This window comes from Streptomyces sp. NBC_00102 (assembly GCF_026343115.1).
In the GTDB taxonomy this organism is placed as follows: Bacteria; Actinomycetota; Actinomycetes; order Streptomycetales; family Streptomycetaceae; genus Streptomyces.
On record NZ_JAPEMC010000002.1, the window covers coordinates 545,328 to 566,780 of the forward strand.

The window sequence follows — 21,453 nt, forward strand, 5'->3', positions numbered from 1 at the left end:
GGGATCGCGGAGAACCGGGGTGGGTCTTCGAGCGGTCCGGCGGTCCGGTTCGGGGCCGTACTGACGCGTGCGTGGTCCTGGTCGCCGCCGGTCGTGTCCAGGACCCGCCTGATCCTCACGCCGTCAGCGCTTGCTCCACTTCTGGTTCTGATGGCCGTTGCAGGTCCACAGCTGTAGCCGGGTGCCGTTGGCGGTCGCGGTGTCCTTGACGTCGACGCACTTGCCGATCTGCGTGTTGACGAGGTCGTACGACGTGTTGACTTTGAACTTCTGGGCCCAGCCACCGTTGCACTTGGCCAGCTGGATCTGGGCGCCGTCGTCCGTCGACGCCCACGCGATGTCCATGCACAGTCCCATGGAACGCACGGTCCCGTCGGACCGGAAGTCCCACTTCTGCCAGTTCTTCCCGTTGCAGTCATGGATCTCCAAAGGGGCGCCGTCCTTGCCGGCGTCGCCCACGATGTCGATGCACCGGCCGCTGGCATGGCTGTAGACCGTCACGCCCGCCGCGACCGGCGTGGTCGTCTTGGCCGGCGTGGTGGTGACGGTGGTGGACTTCGACGTTCCGCCACCGCCGGAGGCCGACGAGGACGAATCGGACGAGGTCTTGGACGAGCTCGACGAGGTACCGCCCTTCGTCTTGCCGTCGCTGTTCGAGGAGGTCCCGCCCGAGCCGGAGTCGCCCTTCGTCGATGCGCTGCCGCCTGAGCCGGACGAGCCTCCGGACGCGTCGGACTTCCCAGGGTCCGGCTGCTTGCCGCGCGGCGCGTTCGCCTCGGGGGAGCCCGACTTGCGCTTGCCCGCCACGGGCGCGGCCGAATCGAAGGCGCCCGGGGTGTCCCCGGCGGCATCCGTCAGGACGGTGTCCGCGGCGGCGTCGCTGGAACCGGCCGTCCTGATTCCGTCGTTGTTGTCGTTCCGCGCGTTGATCAGGAAGGGGACGGACACCAGCAGCGCGCCCGCTATCGCGGCGGCGGCGAGGATGGTGCGCGGCGGCCGGCCGGGCTGCCCCGCCCGTGCGGCGACCGAGTCGGACGTGCCCTCGGCCGTGACGGGGGCCGACCCGCCTTCGGCCCCCGTGGCCGCGGAAGCGCTCTCGGCTTGTGCGGCGGTGGCGGACGAGGAGGGCGTCACGGTGTCCGGCTCGGCGGCGGCCTCGGGCTCGGGGGGGCCGCTCGCGGAACCGGGGGCCGGCTCTGCTCTCGGCTCCGTGACCGCGGCTGCCGCCGCGGCCGTCGTCCCGCGCCCTTCCGGCTCAGCCTCCGGACTTGTACCACCGGCGGATCGGTCGGCCGGCTCAGCATCCGGGTCGACGCCGAGGGTGGGGACCGCGGAGGCAGACGGCCCCGCCGTCGAGGTGGTCTGCTCCGCGGTCCCGTCCGGGGCGGCGGCAGCGGCTGTCTCGTCCTCGGAACCCTGAGAGGACCCGGCGGCGTGCGGTGCGGTGGTCAAGACGTCCTCCTGGCGAAGCGGCTGTGGGGCGGGTTCCATCGGTTCCCGTGTGGTGCTGGGAGAGGTGCGGGCCATGCCTCAGGTCTCTCGCACAAGTTGCGGGGGCGTCGTGTAGCGCACCCCGTCGAAGACGATTCGGACCGGCTCACCGGTTCCGGTTCCCTGGCTGTGCTCGATGCCGTCCTGGTCGACGATCACGACGTTCCGGCCGGAGACCGTCGCTGCCAGGGACGCCATGGCCTCAGGGTAGGACCCGGGGCCGGCCCGGCTGACGAGCAGTCCGATCCGTTGCCCGATGTCCAACTGCGCTGCGGACAAGGTTATCCGGCCGCCCAGCATGCTCGCCTCGGCAAGCTGGCCCGGTCCGAGTGTGACACCGAGGGCGTTGATCTCGTCGAGGTCGGCCGTGTCGTCACCGGAGGGCAGCCCCGGGACGGGCACGCCGCCCTCCGTTTCCAGGGCCGAAATACGTTCGGACAACCAGAAGTTGAGGGCTTCGCGACCCCCGCCGTCCTGCGCGGGGGCGGACGACCGGCTCAACGCGCGCAGCAAGGTCGCCGAGAACGACTCCTCGGGAGACGACGGGACGGCGCGGCCCTCGCCTCGAACGTCGTTGTCGCCAAGCCCTCTTGCCGGGTTCGGCCAGGAGCTCGGGTCAGGCCACTGGGACGGCGTACGCGCGAGCGATCCCGTGGGCATGTCGATCTGCGCGGCGCCCCGCAAGTTGTCCACATCGGCCGCGAGTCCCGCCAGGCGCTCGGCGGCCCCCCGCTGAGCGCGGGCCGACAGGAGCTGCCGCTCGCGAGCGGCGTCGAGCAACTCCCGCAGCTCGTCGGCACGTCGGCCCGCCTCCTCCAGCGCCTTCTCAGCGGCGTACCTGCGTGCACGGGCGGCCCTGGCGAGGTCGCTCTGCTGGGATCCGTCCCCGGCTGATCCGGTACTGGCCGGTTCGGTACTGGCCGGATGGGTACTGGCCGGTTCGGTGCCGGGCGGTTCGGTGCCGGGCGGTTCGGTGCCGGTCGACCCCTTGTCCTTCCGCAGCTGTTCGAGGGTCCGCCGGGCATCGCGAGCACGGATCTCGTCCGGCCACACACCCTGGCGCTCGGCGGGACGGTTGCGCCTGATGTGGGCGGACTCCGCCTCGGCCGCTCGGCTGAGGCGTTGCGCGGTGCGGATCCGCTCGTCCAGGGTGGTCCGCCCGCGCGACGAGGAGCCCCGGCCGGAGCTCCCCGAAGCCGCCGACTGCCGCTGTCCGCCAGACTCCTGGCCGGGGAGGGGTGCTCGGGCGGAGACGGCTCGGGGCGGGGCGGGCGTTACGGGCAGGACGGGCGGCGTGTTCGTGCCGTGGTAGACGATGGACACGCCTTCGCCCAGAGCGAGGAACTCGTTTTCGTCCTCACGCAGGAAGAGCGTGTGCTCCGACCACTTCTCCTCCTTGGGGACAGCCCGGCTCTGGAGGTAGGTGCCGAAAACGCGGTGCAGGGGCACCTCTTGGGAGGTCACCCAGAAGGGGCCGAGCATGTGACTGTCGGTGTCCGCAGGGTCCTTGTACGGCTCCAAGAGGCTGTACGACTCCGCCGGACCCCGCTTCATCCGGATCTGGCCGCCCACCGGAGGCATGTTCTCGTTGTACTGGCCGAGCAGGCTTCGCTCCTCCAGACGGATGAGCTGTACCACCCCCCGCGCGGCGTCGACGTTCGGGATCTGCACCCGGCGCAACATCTCGTAGGTGAAGGCGTGTTGAGCCGCCATACTGCGGACGTACGTGGGGGAGAAGGCGGTCACCGGGAAGTCCCTCCCGTGTTCGTCCTGCCAGCGGTCGCTGCGCACGAGGCTGCTCTGCTCGTCGAGCCGGGACATGTGATAGCCCTCTTCCTCCCGCGGAGGACGGAAATGACTGACCATCACCTTGAAGTACTGCGAGCTGGAATGGATGGAACCACCGGACTGTCCCAGGGACCAATCGGCCAGCCAGTCGCTGTCCCCGCCGTTGTCGTTCACCCAGGCGTGGAAACGGGAGGACACGCCGTGCTCACCGCGCAGGGATCCGCCCACCGGGCGCTGCGCCGATGGGGCGCCGTCGGTGGGGTCGGTCAGCGCCCACACCGGGCCGGCGTCCGACTCCAGCCGCGCCGGCAAGCTGTCCAACAGGTCGCCTTCGCCGAGCAGCATCTGCATCCGCAGGAACTCGCTGCGGTACTCCGGAAGCCACCCGTCCGCCTCCAGTAGGGAGTTCGTCTCCAGCAGCCGCTCCGCGGCCTTCTTCTCGACTCCGGAGGCGTTCGCGTCGGCGACGACGTCCTCGGCCCGCTGAGCTATGAGTGACAGGTACTGAGCGCTCGTCACCAGGTCCTGGTCGTAGGCGTTCACACCCTCGTACGGGTCTGTCCACTGGGAGATCGACCGGTCGCCCGGATAGACCATGGGATAGGTCTTGCCGTGCCCCAGGGTGATCACGCTGAAGTCGGGCAACGCCGGAGCGTTCGACCAGAGCGTCGCCGTGGTGAAGGGACCTGTCGGCAGGGCGTCGGGCGAGAGCGTGGTCGGTGCCGGCGGAGACGCGCTCCGCGGACTGCCCTGGCCGTCCTGGCCGCCCCCGGGGGCCGCCTGGTCGTCGGGTTGCGCCGGCGTCGGCGCCGCGTAGACCGGTGTCGGCGTGGCAGCGGGCGGAGGGAACGCCGTTGTGTGCAGTGACGTGGTCACGGTCGGGGCGGGTGCGTCCCAGTCGGTGTCGTCGGAGGCTTCGGCGTCTGAGTCGTCGGAGTCCTGTCGGAGGCCGCGTGGGATGGGGAGCATGCGGGCGGCGACGGCGACGGCGACGGCGTCGGCGTCGGTGTTCGAGTGGTTGGTGTTGTCGTCTTCCGGTCCGAGGGGTTGGGAGACGGGGTCGATCCAGGTGTGACTACGCGCGGCGTGCTTGGCATTGGCCCGTGACTCCGCCCAGTTGCCGTTGCTGTTCTGGATGTCGGTGTCGCCGATGAGGGTGGCGAGGAGTTGGAGGTGGCGTTCGCGTAGTTGGGCGTGGGGGAGTGCGTCGGGTGAGGGTTGGTGGTAGTTGCCGAGGAGGCTGCCCTTGATGTCGGGGCGGTGGGGGGCGGTGTCGTCCTGGTATTCGTCGCGGAGGCCGAGTTGGTGGCCGAGTTCGTGGGCGTAGTCGATGGGGTTGGCGTCGTGGTGCCAGTTGTTCTGGTCCATGACGTTGTCCTGGTCGACGAGGTTGACGGTGAGGTGGGGTGTGGTGCCGGGTGGGGCGGGTTGGGCGGTGATGTGAAGGAGGTCGCCGTTGGGCAGGCGGTGGCCGGGGGTGTTGTAGTACTCGTCGACTCCCTGGTGGAGTTTGTTCCAGGCCGTGGCGTTGTTGCCGCCGTTGAAGGCGACGGTGATGGTGAGGTCGGTGACCGTTTCGTCGTCGTGCCGGATGCGGCGGACGTCGAAGCGGGAGGGGACGGTGAAGCGCGGGGTTTGGTCCAGGCGCATCCGGGGGCGCGGGACTGGACCGGTCTCGGGTCGTGTTTCTGCGAGCGCGAGGTCGACTTCCAGAAGGGCGTCGGCGAGGACAGTTCTATGCCTCTCCAACTCCGCTCGCAGAGCGGCCTCTTCTTGTGGGCTGTCGCTGATCCTTTGTTGCAGGTCGTCGGCGTGCAGGCCGGCGGCTTCCAGGGTGGACTCCGCGGCGTGCAGGCGTGCCCGGGCCGCGATCTCCCTTTCGCTCAGCAGTTCCTCGATCGGGGCTGCCGCAGCCACCTGTGGTGGTGACTGTCGGGCCGTTCGCATTCCGGGCCGGGGTGCCTGGGCGGAGACCGTCTGGGGCGGGGTGGGCGTGACGGGCAGGACGGGCGGTGTGTTCGTGGCGTGGTAGGTGATGGGTGCGCCTTCGCCCAGTGCGAGGAACTCGTTCTCTCCTTCGCCCAGGAGGAGTGAGCGGTCGGGAACCGTGTCGGCGCGGCTTTGGAGGTATGTGCCGAACACATGGTGCAGCGGCACCTCCTGTGATGTCACCCAGAACGGTCCGAGCGTGTGACTGCTCTCGTCGGTGGGGTCCTTGTAGGGCGTGAGGAGGCTGTAGGACTCGGCGGGGCCGCGTGTCATCTGCACGTTTTCCCCGACGGTCATGGGGCCGTAGTTCTGGTCTTCCAGCAGGCTGCGCTTCTCCAGACGGATGAGCTGGACGACTCCTCTGGTGACGTCGACGTTGGGCATCTTCACCCGAGTCAGCACCTCGTAGGTGAAGACGTGCTGAGCGATCATGCTGCGCAGGTAGACGGCGGGATCGTCCAGGGACGTCAGGTCGAATCGTGTGACCGGGTATTCCTGGCCGTTTGACTCCCAGGTGTCGTGACGCAGGTTGCCGCTCAGACCGGCTGTGTAATAGCCGCCGTCTGTTGTGGGCGGACGGAAGTGGCTGATCATCACCTTGAACCGTTGGGGTTCGGTGTTGATCGATCCGCCTGCCTGTTCGTCGGCCCAGACGTTCAGCCAGCCGCTGTCTCCGCCGTTGTCGTTCAGCCAGGTGTGGAACTCGGCGGACACTCCGTCAGTGCCGCGGAGTGAACCGCCGATGGGGCCGGTCATGTCGGCGGGATCGACCAAGGCCCAGGGTGTGTCTTCGGGGTCCTGCACGCCCAACTGTCGCTGCCAGTCGGGGTTGCTGACGAGTTCGCGGGGGAGACGGTCGAGCAGGCCGTGCTCTCCCAGGAGCATCTGCATGCGGAGGAACTCAATGCGGTACTCAGGTCGCCAGTTGTCGTCCTTGAGCAATGTGTTGGCCTTCAACAAGCGCTCTGCGGAGTCCCGTTCGCTTCTGTCCGCGTGCTCGTCCGCCTGTATCTGCTCGGCCCGTTCGATGACCAGGTCGAGGTACTTGTCGGCCGGTTCCATGACGGCGTTGAAGACGACGTTGCCGTCCCAGGGGTCGCTCCATTCGGCTGCCGGGCGGTCGTCCAGGTACTTGAGCGGCACCGTCAGGCCTCGTCGGGTGTCGGTGACCACGGCGAAGGATTCCATCGGGGGTGCCAGTGACCACAGGGTCTGTGCGTTGAACGGGCCCTCGGGGAGGCTGTCCGGAAGAACGTAGGTGACCAGGGACGATGCGTCGAACGGTGTGCTCTGCTCTGCCTCGTCGTCCTGCGTGGGTTCGGGCGAGGGCGGTGACTGCGCGGGACTCGGCGCGGAGACGGGGGTCTGCACCCACGTGGAGCGTGGTGCCGTGGACGGGCCGGCCGGGGTCGGGGCGGGTGCGTCCCAGTCGGTGTCGTCGGAGTCGGCTGCGTCCGAGTCGGAGTCGGAGTTTTGTCGGCGGAGGCCGGGTGGTATCGGGAGCATGCGGGGGGCGACGGCGTCGGCGTCCCGTTGTGTGGTGTTGTCGTCGCTCTCGGGCCCGAGGGGTTGGGAGACGGGGTCGATCCAGGTGTGGTTGCGGGCGGATGCGGTGCTGGCGTTGCGGGCTTGCTTCCAGTTGCCGTTGCTGTGCTGGATGTCGGTGTCGCCGATGAGGGTGGCGAGGAGTTGGAGGTGGCGGTCGCGTAGTTGGCCTTGGGGGAGTGCGTCGGGTGAGGGTTGGTGGTAGTTGCCGAGGAGGCTGCCTTTGATGTCGGGGCGGTGGGGGGCGGTGTCGTCCTGGTATTCGTCGCGCAGGCCGAGTTGGTGGCCGAGTTCGTGGGCGTAGTCGATGGGGTTGGCGTCGTGGTGCCAGTGTTGCTGGTCCATGACCGTGTCTGGGTCGACGAGGTCGACGGTCAGGTGGGCTGTGGTGCCGGGTGGGGCTGGTTCGACGGTGATGTGGAGGAGGTCGCCGTTGGGGAGGCGGTGGCCGGGAGCGTTGTAGTACTCCTCGACTCCCTGGCGGAGTTTGTTCCAGGCCGCGTTGTTGTTGGCCCCGTTGAAGGCGACGGTGATGGTGAGGTCGGTGACCGTTTCGTCGTCGTGCCGGATGCGGCGGACGTCGAAGCGGGAGGGGACGGTGAAGCGGGGGGTGCGGTCCAGCCGCATCCGGGGGCGCGTGACGGGTCCGGTCCCGGCCGGAGCGGGCCCGGCTTTCGCGAGCGCGAGATCGACTTCGTGGAGGGCGTTGGTGAGGACTGTCGTATGTCTCTCCCATTCCGCTCTCAGGGAGGCCTCTTCCTGTGGATCGGTGGTGGTGTCGATCCTGTGCTGGAGGTCGTCGGCGTGTAGTCCAGCGGTCTCAAGGGTCGACTCGGCGGCGTGCAGGCGGGCCCGGGCGGCGATCTCCTTCTCGGTCAGCGGCGTGTCGATGCTCGGCGGCTCGTCGATCGGGGCTGCCGCGGTCTCCCGCAGAGGTGACTGTTCGCCCGGCACCCGACCGGGCTGGGGGGCTCGGGCGGAGACGGTCTGGGGTGGGGTGGGTGCGGTGGGCAGGACGGGTGGGGTGTCGGTGCCGTGGTAGGTGATGGGTGCGCCGTCGCCGAGTGCGAGGAATTCGTTTTCTCCTTCGCCCAGGAGGAGTGAGCGGTCGGGGACCGTGTTGGCGCGGCTTTGGAGGTAGGTGCCGAATACGTGGTGCAGCGGCACCTTCTGTGAGGTGACCCAGAATGGTCCGAGGGTGTGGCTGCTTTCGTCGGTGGGGTCCTTGTAGGGCGTGAGGAGGCTGTACGACTCGGCGGGGCCGCGTGTCATCTGCACGTTGTCCCCGACGGTCATGGGTCCGCCGTTCTGGTCTTCCAGCAGGCTCCGCTTTTCGAGGCGGATGAGCTGGACGACTCCTGCGGTGGGATCGACGTTGGGCATTTTCACCCGGGTCAGCACTTCATAGGTGAAGACGTGCTGGGCGATCATGCTGCGCAGGTAGACCGCGTGATCTCCCAGGTAGTCCCGGTCGAAGCGCGTGACGGGATATTCTCGGCCGTCCAACTCCAAAGCGTCGTGTCGCAAGTCCCTGTCCAAGCCGGCCATGTAGTACCCACCGCCCGGCTTCGGTGGGCGGAAGTGGCTGATCATCACCTTGAACCGTTGGGGTTCGGTGTTGATCGATCCGCCCGCTTGTTCGTCGGCCCAGGCGGTCAGCCAGGCGCTGTCTCCGCCGTTTTCGTTCAGCCAGGTGTGGAACTGGGCGGACACACCGTTCGCGCCGCGGAGTGAACCGCCGATGGGGCCGGACGTGTCGGTGGGATTGACCAGGGCCCATGGTGTGTCTTCGGGGTCCTGGACGTCGTTCTGCCGCTGCCAGTCGGGGTTGCTGACGAGTTCGCGAGGGAGACCGTCGAGCAGACCGTGTTCTGTCAGGAGCATCTGCACGCGGAGGAACTCAACTCGGTACTCGGGTCGCCAGCCGTCGTCCTTGAGGAGGGTGTTGGTCTTCAACAGCCTTTCTGCTGAGTCCCGTTCGCTCCCGGGCGCGTTCTCGTCCGCCTGTATGCGCTCGGCCCGTTCGATGACGAGGTCGAGGTACTTGTCGGCCGGTTCCATCACGGCGTCGAAGGCGGCGAAGCCTTCCCAGGAGTCGCTCCACTCGGCTGCTGCCGGATAGTGCTCCGGGTACCTGAGCGGCACCGTCAGACCCCGTCTGGTGTCGGTGACCACGGCGAAGGATTCCATCGGGGGTGCCAGGGACCACAGGGTCTGTGCGTTGAACGGCCCCTCGGGGAGGCTGTCCGGAAGGACGTACGTGACGAGGGACGATGCGTCGAACGGTGCGTTCTGCTCTGCCTCGTCGTCCTGCGTGGGTTCGGGCGAGGGCGGTGACTGCGCGGGACTTGGCGCGGAGACGGGGGGCTGCACCCACGTGGAGCGTGGTGCCGTGGACGGGCCGGCCGGGGTCGGGGCGGGTGCGTCCCAGTCGGTGTCGTCGGAGTCGGCTGCGTCCGAGTCGGAGTCGGAGCTTTGTCGGCGGAGGCCGGGTGGTATCGGGAGCATGCGGGCAGCGACGGCGTCGGTGTCTTGTTCGTTGTTGTCGTCGCTCTCGGGCCCGAGGGGTTGGGAGACGGGGTCGATCCAGGTGTGGTTGCGGGCGGATGCGGTGCTGGCGTTGCGGGCTTGCTTCCAGTTGCCTTTGCTGTGCTGGGTGTTGGTGTCGCCGATGAGGGTGGCGAGGAGTTGGAGGTGGCGTTGGCGTAGGTGGGCTTGGGGGAGTGCGTCGGGGGAGGGTTGGTGGTAGTTGCCGAGGAGGCTGCCTTTGATGTCGGGGCGGTGGGGGGTGGTGTCGTCCTGGTATTCGTCGCGGAGGCCGAGTTGGTGGCCGAGTTCGTGGGCGTAGTCGATGGGGTTGGCGTCGTGGTGCCAGTGTTGCTGGTCCATGACCGTGTCGTGGTCGACGAGGTCGACGGTCAGGTGGGCTGTGGTGCCGGGTGGGGCGGGTTCGACGGTGATGTGAAGGAGGTCGCCGTTGGGCAGGCGGTGGCCGGGGGTGTTGTAGTACTCGTCGACTCCCTGGTGGAGTTTGTTCCAGGCCGCGTTGTTGTTGGCCCCGTTGAAGGCGACGGTGATCGTGAGGTCGGTGACCGTCTCGTCGTTGTGCCGGATGCGGCGGACGTCGAAACGGGAGGGGACAGTGAAGCGGGGGGTGCGGTCCAGGCGCATCCGGGGGCGCGGGACGGGTCCGGTCCCGACCGGAGCGGGCCCTGCTTCCGCGAGCGCGAGATCGACCTCCCGGAGGGCGTCGGCAAGGACAGTCGTATGCCGCTGCAATTCTTCTCGCAGAGCGGCCTCTTCCTGTGGGCCGTCGGCAAGGCTGATTCTTTGCTGGAGGTCGTCGGCGTGCACGCCGGCGGCTTCCAGGGCCGACTCCGCAGCGCGCAGGCGCGCCCGCGCCGCGATCTCCCTTTCGCTCGGCAGCTCCTCGATCGGGGCTGCCGCAGCCACCTGTGGTGGTGACTGTCGGGCCGTTCGCATTCCGGGCTGGGGGGCTCGGGCGGAGACGGTCTGGGGTGGGGTGGGTGCGGTGGGCAGGACGGGTGGGGTGTCGGTGCCGTGGTAGGTGATGGGTGCGCCGTCGCCGAGTGCGAGGAATTCGTTTTCTCCTTCGCCCAGGAGGAGTGAGCGGTCGGGGACCGTGTTGGCGCGGCTTTGGAGGTAGGTGCCGAATACGTGGTGCAGCGGGATCTTCTGTGAGGTGACCCAGAATGGTCCGAGGGTGTGGCTGCTTTCGTCGGTGGGGTCCTTGTAGGGCGTGAGGAGGCTGTAGGACTCGGCGGGGCCGCGTGTCATCTGCACGTTGTCCCCGGCGGTCATGGGTCCGCCGTTCTGGTCTTCCAGCAGGCTCCGCTTTTCGAGGCGGATGAGCTGGACGACTCCTGCGGTGGGATCGACGTTGGGCATTTTCACCCGGGTGAGCACTTCGTAGGTGAAGACGTGCTGGGCGATCATGCTGCGCAGGTAGACGGCCGGATCGTCCAGGGATGTCCGGTCGAATCGCGTGACCGGGTATTCCTGGGATCCCAACTGCCAGGTGTCGTGGCGGAGGTTGCTGCTCAGGCCGGCCGTGTAGTAGCCGCCGTCCGTTTTGGGCGGGCGGAAGTGACTGATGAGCACTTTGAACCGTTGGGGTTCGGTGTTGATCGATCCGCCCGCTTGCTCTTCGGCCCAGGCGGACAGCCAGGCGCTGTCTCCGCCGTTGTCGTTCAGCCAGGTGTGGAACTGGGCGGACACACCGTCAGTGCCGCGGAGTGAACCGCCGACCGGGCCGGTCATGTCGGTGGGTTCGACCAGGGCCCACGGTGTGTCTTCGGGGTCCTGCACGTCGTTCTGCCGCTGCCAGTCGGGGTTGCTGACGAGCTCGCGGGGGAGACCGTCGAGCAGGCCGTGCTCTGTCAGGAGCATCTGTACGCGGAGGAATTCGCTGCGGTACTCGGGTCGCCAGCCGTCGTCCTTGAGCAGCGCGTTGGCCTTCAACAGCCTTTCTGCGATGCCCCGTTCGCGGCTGTCCGCGTTTTCGTCCGCCCGTATCCGCTCGGCCCGTTCGATGACGAGGTCGAGGTATTTGTCGGCCGGTTCCATCACGGCGTTGAAGACGTCGATGCCGTACTGGGGGTCGTCCCACTCAGCTGATACACGGTTGTCCGGATATGTGAGCGGCACCGTCAGGCCCTGCCTGGTGTCGGTGACCACGGCGAAGGATTCCATCGGGGGTGCCAGTGACCACAGGGCCTGTGCGTTGAACGGGCCCTCGGGGAGGCTGTCCGGAAGAACGTAGGTGACCAGGGTCGATGCGTCGAACGGTGTGCTCTGCTCTGCCTCGTCGTCCTGCGTGGGTTCGGGCGAGGGCGGTGACTGCGCGGGACTCGGCGCGGAGCCAGGGGGCTGCACCCACGTGAAGCGTGGTGCCGTGGACGGGCCGGCCGGGGTCGGGGCGGGTGCGTCCCAGTCGGTGTCGTCGGAGTCGGCTGCGTCCGAGTCGGAGTCGGAGCTTTGTCGGCGGAGGCCGGGTGGTATCGGGAGCATGCGGGCAGCGACGGCGTCGGTGTCCCGTGGGCCGGTGTTGTCGTCTTCCGGACCGAGGGGTTCGGAGACGGGGTCGACCCAGGTGTGACTACGCGCGGCGGGCGTGGTGTTGGCCCGTGACTCGGCCCAGTTGCCGTTGCTCTGCTGGATGTCGGTGTCGCCGATGAGGGTGGCGAGGAGTTCCAGGTGACGGTCGCGTAGTTGGGCTGGGGGGAGTGCGTCGGGTGAGGGTTGGTGGTAGTTGCCGAGGAGGCTGCCTTTGATGTCGGGGCGGTGGGGGGCGGTGTCGTCCTGGTATTCGTCGCGCAGGCCGAGTTGGTGGCCGAGCTCGTGGGCGTAGTCGATGGGGTTGGCGTCGTGGTGCCAGTGTTGCTGGTCCATGACCGTGTCGTGGTCGACGAGGTCGACGGTCAGGTGGGCTGTGGTGCCGGGTGGGGCGGGTTCGACGGTGATGTGAAGGAGGTCGCCGTTGGGCAGGCGGTGGCCGGGAGCGTTGTAGTAGTCCTCGACTCCTTGGCGGAGCTTGCTCCAAGCCGTCCCACTGTTACCGCCGTTGAAGGCGACGGTGATGGTGAGGTCGGTGACCGTCTCGTCGTCGTGCCGGATGCGGCGGACGTCGAAACGGGAGGGGACGGTGAAGCGGGGGGTACGGTCCAGCCGCATCCGGGGGCGCGTGACGGGCCCGGCATCGGCGGGCCCGGTCCCGGCGGGAACGGGCCGCGTCTCCGCGAGCGCGAGGTCCACCTCCCGGAGCGCGTCGGCAAGAACGGCTCCCTGCTGTTCCAGGGCTTCCCGGAGCGCGAACTCCTGCTGGCGGCTCTCCTGTTCCTCCCGCGCAGCCCTGGTGAGGTCCGAAGCCTCCGTGTCGAACCGCTGCCACGCTGCCAGCGCGTCCGGGTCGAGTCCCGAGGGCTGACCTTCGGAGTCGAAGTTCCAGAGCCCGAGGGTGCCGTCCTCGTACCGTACGACCAACTCGACCGGTTTCCCGGCCGTCGCCGCCGTCTGCGAGGCGGCGAACAGGGCGCGCCCCAGCTCCTGCGGATCGGGCCGGGCGGGAGTCCCGTCCCCGGTCGCCGGGTCGGTGCCGACCGCGAGCCACAGTTGGGCCTCTGGGTCGGCGGGGTCGATCTGGGACGCCAGGAGATCGGGCAGGGAGTCCAGCGGATGCGTCCGCCAGTCCCTCAGGTCCGCGGCGGCCCCGGCGGTCGACACCGACAGGTCCGCGCCCGCCCGCACCATGGACGCCAGGTCGTACACCTGCGGATGGGTACGAGGCGGAGTGATGCCGTGACCGAGTACGTCCCGCTCCGCGACGCGCACGGTGGCGGTGCCGGTGACATGCCGGGTTCCCTCCGGCCCTCGTACGGTCACGTGGGTGTCGACCAGCGCCTCATGGGGGCGGGTGCCGTGCGAGCCGTCCTTGGGGGCCGACGTCCCTCCGGTCTTGAGCCATTCGCGTCGCCCCCCGGACGTACCGGCCGTGCCGCCCGTCGTCCGGGGCTGACGGGCCAGGACCGGGATGGTGGCACCACCGGACGCCTGGTTGGCGTTGTCGTGGCTGTAGATGCCTTGGAAGCTGATTCCGCCGGTCACGCCACCGTTGGACGACGAGCCGCCCACGGTGCTGCTGAAACCGAGCCGGTCCAGGGTCACGTCCGACGCCTCGGTGACCCGGCGCGGGTTGTGCAGGGTGACGGACAGGGACGGCGGGGTATCGGGCGCCGACTCGAACGGATAGGCGCCGGGCATGCTCTCGGTCAGCCCGGCCGCGGTGCGCGGATGGTCCAGACCGATCTCGCCCGCCTGGATCAGCTCGCCGATGCGGACGGCGGTGCTCTCCGCGGACGTGGAGGTGTCCAGGGAACGCCAGCCGCGATTCTGGCCGGGCGCGACGCTGTTCAACGCGCTGGTCAGTTCCGGCCAGGCGTTGAACTCGAAGACCGGGGCCGGCCCGGTCGGGACGAAGCGGTTTCCCTTCAGGGCGGGCGCGGTCTCCGAGACCTCGGGCAGCAGCGGCGGGTCCACCTCCTGGCCCTCGGCGGCCTCGCTGCCGGTGAACCTGAGCGTCACGCGGGCAGGCACGACGGCCGAGCGGCTGGGACGGCCGCTGAGCGTACGGCTGATCCAGCCGGCGACCCCGGAGCCGTCCTCCGGCGCGCCGGCAGACGGCAGGAACCAGCCCTGCACCATGCCGCCCAGCACGTTCGGCGGCCAGTCCGCGACGAGCTCGGAGCGGACGCCCGCCTCGTAGTCGTACTCCAGGTCGAAGTCGGCGGCACTGTCGGTGCGCAGCCAGAACCGGTCCTCGGCGGTGGTGGTGGCCTTCGTGCCGTGGGCGCGCGTGGTCGCGGCGCTCAGCACCGGGCCGCTGCGGTCGGTACGGGTGTCGTTGCCGGGCTGGGGATAGCGCGTGGTGGGATTGAAGGTGAGACCGTGCTGAGTGGTGTTCGTCGTCCCGGTGGCGACTCCCGCGGGCTGGTGCGCGTGATACTGCTCCAGGCCGCCGCCCGCACCGGCTCTCCGCCCGCGAATGGTGCGCCGTTCCTCGGCGTCGGCACGCGGTCTCGCGTTCAGGGTGACCTCGACCAGCCGGGCGCCGCCCTTCGCCAGATGGCGGAAGTGGAAGCGCTGCACGCCTCTCGGCCCACGACCGGGCAGGGCACGCAGTCCGGTGGGTGAGGTGTAGTCGGCGATCCGGGACGCCACGCCGGGAAGGTAGGCGGCGTGCCCCGGCTGCGTGACGCCCGGGGCCTCCGACTCGACCAGCGCGATCAACTCGTCGTAGAGCCGGTTCCGGCGCTCCACCGGAACGGGGTCTGCCGGATCGGCGGGAGTGCCGGGGGCCGCGGCCGTGTCTTCGGAGGTGGTGGAGGCCGGCGGTGGGGGCGTGCCTTCGGGGACGGCGGAGGGGGATGACACGGTCGTGTCCGCGTCCACGGGCTCGGAGTCGGCACGTGCGGCCTCCGGATTGCCGCGCGGGGTCCCGAGCTGGGTGACGGACAAGACGCCCGCCAGGCCCAGCTCTCCCGTACGGGCGAAGCGGCCGGGCAGCGGAAGGTCTTCCGGCGCCTGCTGCGGCGGGGTCAGCCCCTCGACGCCGGTGAACCACTCCCGATGCCGACCCAGTTGATCGTTTGTCATCAGGAACTGGACGGCATCCGGCAGCTCCACGGCGATGGTCACCGGTTCCCCGCTGCCCAGACCGAGGGTGTTGCCGACCACGTTGCGGGTACCCCCGCGCACGGTGACCAGGATCAACGCGTCGGCGCCGATACGGTGACCCTCCGCCTTCTCGGTCGGGTTGCGGTTCACGGCGGTCGTGGTGGAAAGGGTCCCCGAGTCCTCCGACTTCGCGGTGTAGAGGTACTTCGCGGACGGCCCGAAGGTGTCCGGCCGCTTCAGGGGCGCGGCGGAGGGGGCGGTCGGCTCGGCCACCGCGGGTGCCCTGGTGCCGGTCACCGCGACCCCGCTCTGGTGGGCGCCGGAGGCGGACTTCTGCTGGGACGCGCTGTCGGAGGAGGAGACGCCGGATTCCACCTGCTGCGTGGCGCTCAGCATCAGACGGGGGTTGCGCAGCACCCCGCTGATCTCCAGGGAGTACTCTTGGTCGGCGCCGAGGCCGGGCAGGGTGACTCCCTCGATCACATAGCTGCCCTTGAAAATCTGGTGCCCCCGCGCGGTGAGGTTCGCCGGCGAGAGGGCCGCCTGTTGTACCTCGGCGGCGAGGGTGGTCGGATCGGTTACGCTCTGTCCGGCCGCGGACGTCGCCACCAGTGACGCCGCCGACTTGACGACCTCCGGGCTCATGCCGCTGATGGCGGTGCCCAGCCCGGTCGCCCAACCCGGCTGCGGGTGACCCGGATAGGTGCCCGCGGCTATCTGACGTATCGCCTCCTGGAGGTCGCCGGAGCCGCGGAACACGTCCAGGACCGCGTCGTCCGGAAGCTTGGCGATCCCCTCCGACGGGCGGCCGTCGGGGCCCGTCGTCGCGAGCGCCTTCCGGTCCTCCTCCGTCACCTCCCGGATCTGTCCGTTCCGCGGGCGAGGGGCGGGGTCCGGGAGCGCCGCGAGGGTCCGGTGGTGCGGTACGGCGACCCTGATGCTGCCGGTGACGGCCGTCGGCGGCGGACCGGCCGGGGGCGGGGTGGCGCCCGGTCCGACGTACGGCGTGGCGGCGGTGTGCTCGGCGAAGCGGACGGTGGGCTCGGTACCCGGACCGTCGTGCAGGTCGAGGGTGAACCGCGCCGGGATGTCGAAGACCTCGCCGCCCTGGTTCACGCCGACGAACTGCTGGTCCTGGCTCAGCCCCGAACCGACGTTGCCCGCGTGGGAGATCTGGCTGGTGTAGGCGTAGTCGGCGGCTGTGCCGAGGGTGCCGGAGCTGCCGGGGGCACTCACGGGGCCGCTGACGCTGCCCCCGAATCCGGCCGTCCAGCCGTAGCCGGAGGACTGCTGCTCCGAGCCGCTCATGACGAAGGATGTCAGGCCGATGAGGTGCAGGCCGGGCAGTGTGCGCACGTGTCGCGTCGGACGCGGGGCCGCCGGTGCCGGTGCCCTGTCGGGGGTCTCGGTGGCCGGTGCCGGTGCCGGTGCCGGTGTCGGTGCCGGTGCCGGTGCCGGTGTCGTGTCGGGTGTCGCGGTGACGGGTCCCGGCGTCGTGTCACGGGTGGCGCTCAGGTTCAGCCGGATGCGGCGGGTCCCGCCGCCCGTGGTGGGCTTCTCCAGCCACAGGGCGTGACCGCCGTCGACCATCGCGTCCACGGCGGCCCGCAGCCCGACGTCCGAGCGGGCCTGCTCGAACCGGCGCAGGTTGTTCAACTGGGCCTGCACCAGAGCCTCGTCGGGCAGCACCACGGTGCGGCTCGTCGTGGTCGCGGAAGCGGGCAGGAACCCGTTCGCCCGCAACCAGACCTCGGCGTGGGCGAAGAGCTGCTCCGGACCCTCCACGGCCAGCGGGGCCGCAGTGGTGCCGATGCTCCGGAGGTGTTCCAACTCAGTCGGCAGGTAACGGAGTTCATCGTCCTCGGGGACCTTCCCCGCAGCGTCGGACCTGCTCAGCACGCGCAACTGCATGCCGTCGTCCCAGGGCCCGAATCTCCGCTCGGTCTCCCCGCCGCCGGGGCGCACGAGGGTGACGGTGTGCCGCACGCTCGCGGGGGTCAGCAGGTGACTGCGGCTGCTGCGCAGGGAGTGCGAGATGGTCGCGCTGCCCCCGCTGCCGAGGGTGTCGCTGGTCTGCCAGCGGACCCCGCCCTTGCCCAGGACGGATCCCGCGACCTTGCCCGCGGCGGCCGGGTGCCCCTTGGCGTGGCTGGCGGTGAACGCCGGGCCTACTCCGAGGTCCACTCCCACGCCGTTGGTGACCTTGGCCTGCCCGTCCATCTTGACGGTGTTGAGGAGATGGCTCTCCAGGTTGATCTTGCTGTCCTGGCTCTGATGCGTGGGCCTGCCCGGCGTGACCTCCGTTTCCACCTTCAGCATGCCGATCGCACGCCCGCTCGAGTCCAGCAGTAGTGGCGAGAAGATGCCGCCTGCCCGCTGCATGGGCAGCGTGCCGCGCAGCACCGGCTCGGAGAGGAAGGCTTGCAGCGCCTCCGCGGACGAGTCGGAGAGGCCGGCGAGGTCGCCGCGGAACTCGCCGTTGACCATCTCCAGGAGTTGGTGCGGTTCCTTGACGCTGTCCACGCCCCACAGCGGCAGTTCGTCCAGGTCGGCGGGTTCCGGCAACGGCTCGGCGTCGGCCGGCCGCTCCACGCTCAGATGCTCCGGGAACCAGATCGTGACCGGCCCGAGCTCGGAGCCGGGGCCCCAGTTGTCCATCGGGGCCATACGGGGCGTGTCGACCCGCGCCTGCCAGTTCGATCCGTAACCGAAGGCGTGCGAAGACTCGTTGCTGCGCTGTGCCGTCGTCGTCTGCACGGTCTGGGTGACGGACGTCGACAGCGAGAGCTGATTGTGTGTCAGAGTCAGGGACGGTCCGAAGTCCACCCCGCGCACCGGCCCGGCGGCCGGGATCGGCAACGTCGCCGACCAGGGCACCGACAGGGTCCGGATGTTGCCGGACGACTCGGTGTCGCCCGACTCCTGGGTACCGAGCCCGCGCCGCTCGACGTTCACGGCAGGGTCCGAGGGGTCACGCGTGCCCTGGCGGAGCGAGGACACGGGGTCGTGCAGGGACAGCCGTACGTCGACGGTCCGCCGCCTGCCTCCGACGTCCACGGTGACCCGGTGCCCCATGCTGCTGAGCAGATAGGGCAGGTTGATCACCAGTTGCTCGCCTCCCAGTTCACGGCGCAGCTGCGCACGAACGGGGTGCGTGGCCTGCTGGTCCGCCGGAATCCCCAGCAGGCTCATCACATGCTGGTGCAGGCCCTCGGCGATCCGCGGCGGCAGCGGTTCCACCTGCACCAAGCCCACGCTGCCGTCGCGCCGACTGCCGTAACTCCGGACGTACGGAGACGGGGCGAGCGGCGCGAGCGGGTCGGCGCCCTCGGACCGGGGGCGCGGTGGCATGGACCCGACGGTGTCGTCCGGGCCGCCGACGAGTGCGCTGAGCAGGGAGAGATGGCGGGGACGCAGACCGCCCTGGGCGTAACTGCCCTGCTGCTCCTCGGGGATGTCCTCGGTGACCGGGCGTTGATAGGTGCCCATCAGGCTGCCGTCGACCTGGGGGCGCTGCGGCGCCGTGGCGTCCCGGTTCTCGTCGCGCAGGCCGAGTTGGTGGCCGATCTCGTGGGCGAGGTCCTGCGCGGTGGCGTCGGACCGCCATACGTGCTGCGAGGTGCGGAGGCTGGAACCGGGGCCGGTCAACTCCACCGCCAGATGCGGCTGTCGGCCCGCGACCGCGGGCACGACGGTCACGTGCAGCCGCTCCCCGGTGGCGAGCCGGTGACCGGGATCGTTGAACGTCTGCCGCACCCCGGCCGCCATCCGCTCCCACAGAGCCCGGCGTTCGGTGTCGCCGACCGTGTCGGCGCCGTCGAGGGCGACCTCGACGGTCAGGTCCACGACCGCCTCGCCGTCGTGCGTGAAGCGGCGTACGTCGAAGGAGGAGTCGACGGTGTAGCGGGTGGGTCTGCCCTCGGCGGTCCTCGGCATGGAGACCGGGTCCGTCCAGGTGTGGCTACGGGTGACGGGCGGTACGACGGACCGCGCCGCTTCCCAACCGCGCCTCTCCGCACCGGACGTGGTGGCTACGGGGGTTGCCGGGTCGGGTTCCGCCGGCACCGGGGTGGTGGCCGTGGGTACCGCTGTGGCCGACTTCGTGGCCGTGGGGGGCGCGGGATCGAGCTCCGCGGGTACGGACGTCGTGACCGTGGGGATCGCCGGGGCCGGTTCCTCCAGCGCGTTCGTGGCGGCGGACGTCGTCGGCGTCGGGGATGCCACGGTGTCCGGCGCCGCGTTCCGCCCGGGCGTCGTCGGTGGGCTCCCCTCGGACCGAGTGCTGAGGGGAGTGGGGGCGGAGGCGTCCGGGGCGCCGTCGGCGGAACGGCCCTTTTCGGTGCCGGGGCGTTCCGTGGCTCGCGCGGTCCGGGACGTTTCCGCCGAGGGCGGGGCCGACCGCGCCGTCTCCCGGCCCCCGGTACCGGCCGTCGGCGGAGCGGTGGCCGCGCCGGCCCCCGTGTCCTGGGCGACGCCAGGACGGACGTCCGAGTCGACGTCGGTACCCCCGTTCGCACCGCCATCCGTATCGGTTCCCGTGCCCCCGGCCGTATCGGCCCCGCCGTCCCCCGGCAGGAGCGTGGCCGTGGACGAAGTCCCGGGCCGGCTCGCGGACTCGGTGGAGGACTCGGGTGTGGACCCGTCCGCCGAACCGGGACCGGTGGCGTCCGGCGTCCCCTTGCTCGCGCGCTGCGGCGAACCCGTGCCGTTCACCTGATGTCCCTGCGTGGGCGTCCGCCCCTGTGCCGAGACCGTGTGGGCGGGCGCACCGGCGTCCGGGGCGTGGTGAACCGGGGCGCCGGTGGCCGAGGCCGGGAGGAATGCGGCGCCGGCCGTATCGATCGTCGATACCGCCCCCTCGCTTGTCGCCGGGGCCTCCTCGTCCGTGCCGCGGGAGGCGGATTCCCGGGTGTCGGTGGACCGAGGGGCGGAGCCGGCACCCTGGCCGGTCGTCCCCGTACTCGGGGCGGTCGTGTCCGCGCCGTCGTCCGTCGCCCGAGGCGCGTCCTCGTCCGTGTCGGAGGCCGCCGGGTTCTCCGGTACGCCCTCGGACTCGTCGCTCCGCCGATGGGTGGCGGGAGGCGGAGCGGACCGGCCGCTGCCGCCGCTCTGCGGTGTTCCGCTGCCGGACGTCGCGGGCGTACCGCCGGAGGACGAGGTGGGGACCGTACCGGTGCCGCCACCGCCGATGGCGCCGAGCGCGCCCACGCCGTCGGACCCGGCCCCGAGGCCGGCGTCGACGCCGCGGGGAGTGGTCACCGAGGTCGAGAGGTCCGTCGCGCCCTCGCGCGTCGGACCGGTGGAGGACGTGGTCGGCACCGCCTCCGGTGCGCGGTCGTCGTCGCGCCCGGTATTCCGCCCGTCGGCCGAGGCGCCGTCCTCACCGGTGACCGGCAGGACGTTGACGCTGCTGAAGTCGAATCCGGACCCGAACGCGCCGCCGAACTTCGCCGCCGCCCCGAACAGTGCCGAACCGACCACGGAGCTGACGCCCGCCCCGACGAACGTGTCCAGGTTGCCTTCCCACTTGCCGTGCAGGACGCCGGTGACGACGATCTCGGCCAGGGCCTCCGAACCACCCGCCACCAGGAACTCGTTGGTTCCGCTGCCGGTTGCCCGGACGAACCGGTCGCCGGCGGACCGCGGCGGCGGCTTGTCGATCTTGGAGGTGATGTCGTCGGTGATGTTCTTGGTGTTGGTCTTGCTGAACTGGGCGCCGTTCGGGCCGTCCAGGATGTTGCGGAAGCCCTTGCCGAGGTTCTTGGTCAGGGATTCGAAGGCGCCGTGGAACATGCCGGTGACGGCGCCGAAGAGGCCGTCCTCGACGATCTGCTTCCAGTCGAAGCCGTCGGGCCTGCGGCCCGGCGGGGCCATCGTCATCATGGCGAGCCGGACCACGAAGGTCTGGAACGCCTCGTCGAACGCCTCGGACAGACTCGGCAGCAGATGCGTCCGCTTGAGCAACTGGTCCAGGGAGGCGAGGATCGCCACCCTGCTGCGGGCCTTGGCGGTCGCGGTCTGGCTCGCGGAGGCGCCGCCGGTGAAGAACGACAGCGCCGCGATGATCGCCAACTCGATGAGAAGCCGCACCAGTTCGGCGATGATCGACCACTTGGCCTCCATGATGTCCATGGAGATCTTGACCCGGCCGTTGCCGACATCGTCCAACTGCCGGGCGAACTCACGCAGATAGTTCGTCCCGCCGTTGTCCACGAACAGGCGCATGGCCCGGATGTACTGCTGTCCCACCTGCGGGGGCAGCGCCTGGCCCACGCCGAAGACCGACTGCTCGATCAGATCGGACAGTTCCCGGACATTTTTGCCGAGCCGCCGGTAGGGCTGGTGGCTCCGGTAGGCCAGGTCCTCGTCCGCTTGCAGCATCTTCTCGCCGATGAGTACGAAGAGCAGATTGTTGAGTTGGGGCGAGACGATGATGCTCATCGGAGT

Annotated in this window: 2 protein-coding genes; both read right to left on the minus strand. The window is 70.0% G+C overall.

The window, feature by feature from the left end; all coding sequences use genetic code 11:
- Positions 1–123: 123 nt before the first annotated feature.
- The gene (locus tag OHA55_RS29835) at positions 124–1,452 is read right to left on the minus strand and encodes an RICIN domain-containing protein (protein WP_266712156.1); all 1,329 of its coding nucleotides are present in this window, start codon (positions 1,450–1,452) and stop codon (positions 124–126) included.
- A 78-nt stretch (positions 1,453–1,530) separates the two neighbouring features.
- The gene (locus OHA55_RS29840; protein WP_266712158.1) at positions 1,531–21,447 is read right to left on the minus strand and encodes a hypothetical protein; all 19,917 of its coding nucleotides are present in this window, start codon (positions 21,445–21,447) and stop codon (positions 1,531–1,533) included.
- Between the last annotated feature and the right edge of the window lie 6 nt (positions 21,448–21,453).

Bases quoted from the DNA above. Each gene is read 5' to 3' on its own strand.
- OHA55_RS29840 (WP_266712158.1), bottom strand. From the start codon at position 21,447: ATGAGCATCATCGTCTCGCCCCAACTCAACAATCTGCTCTTCGTACTC.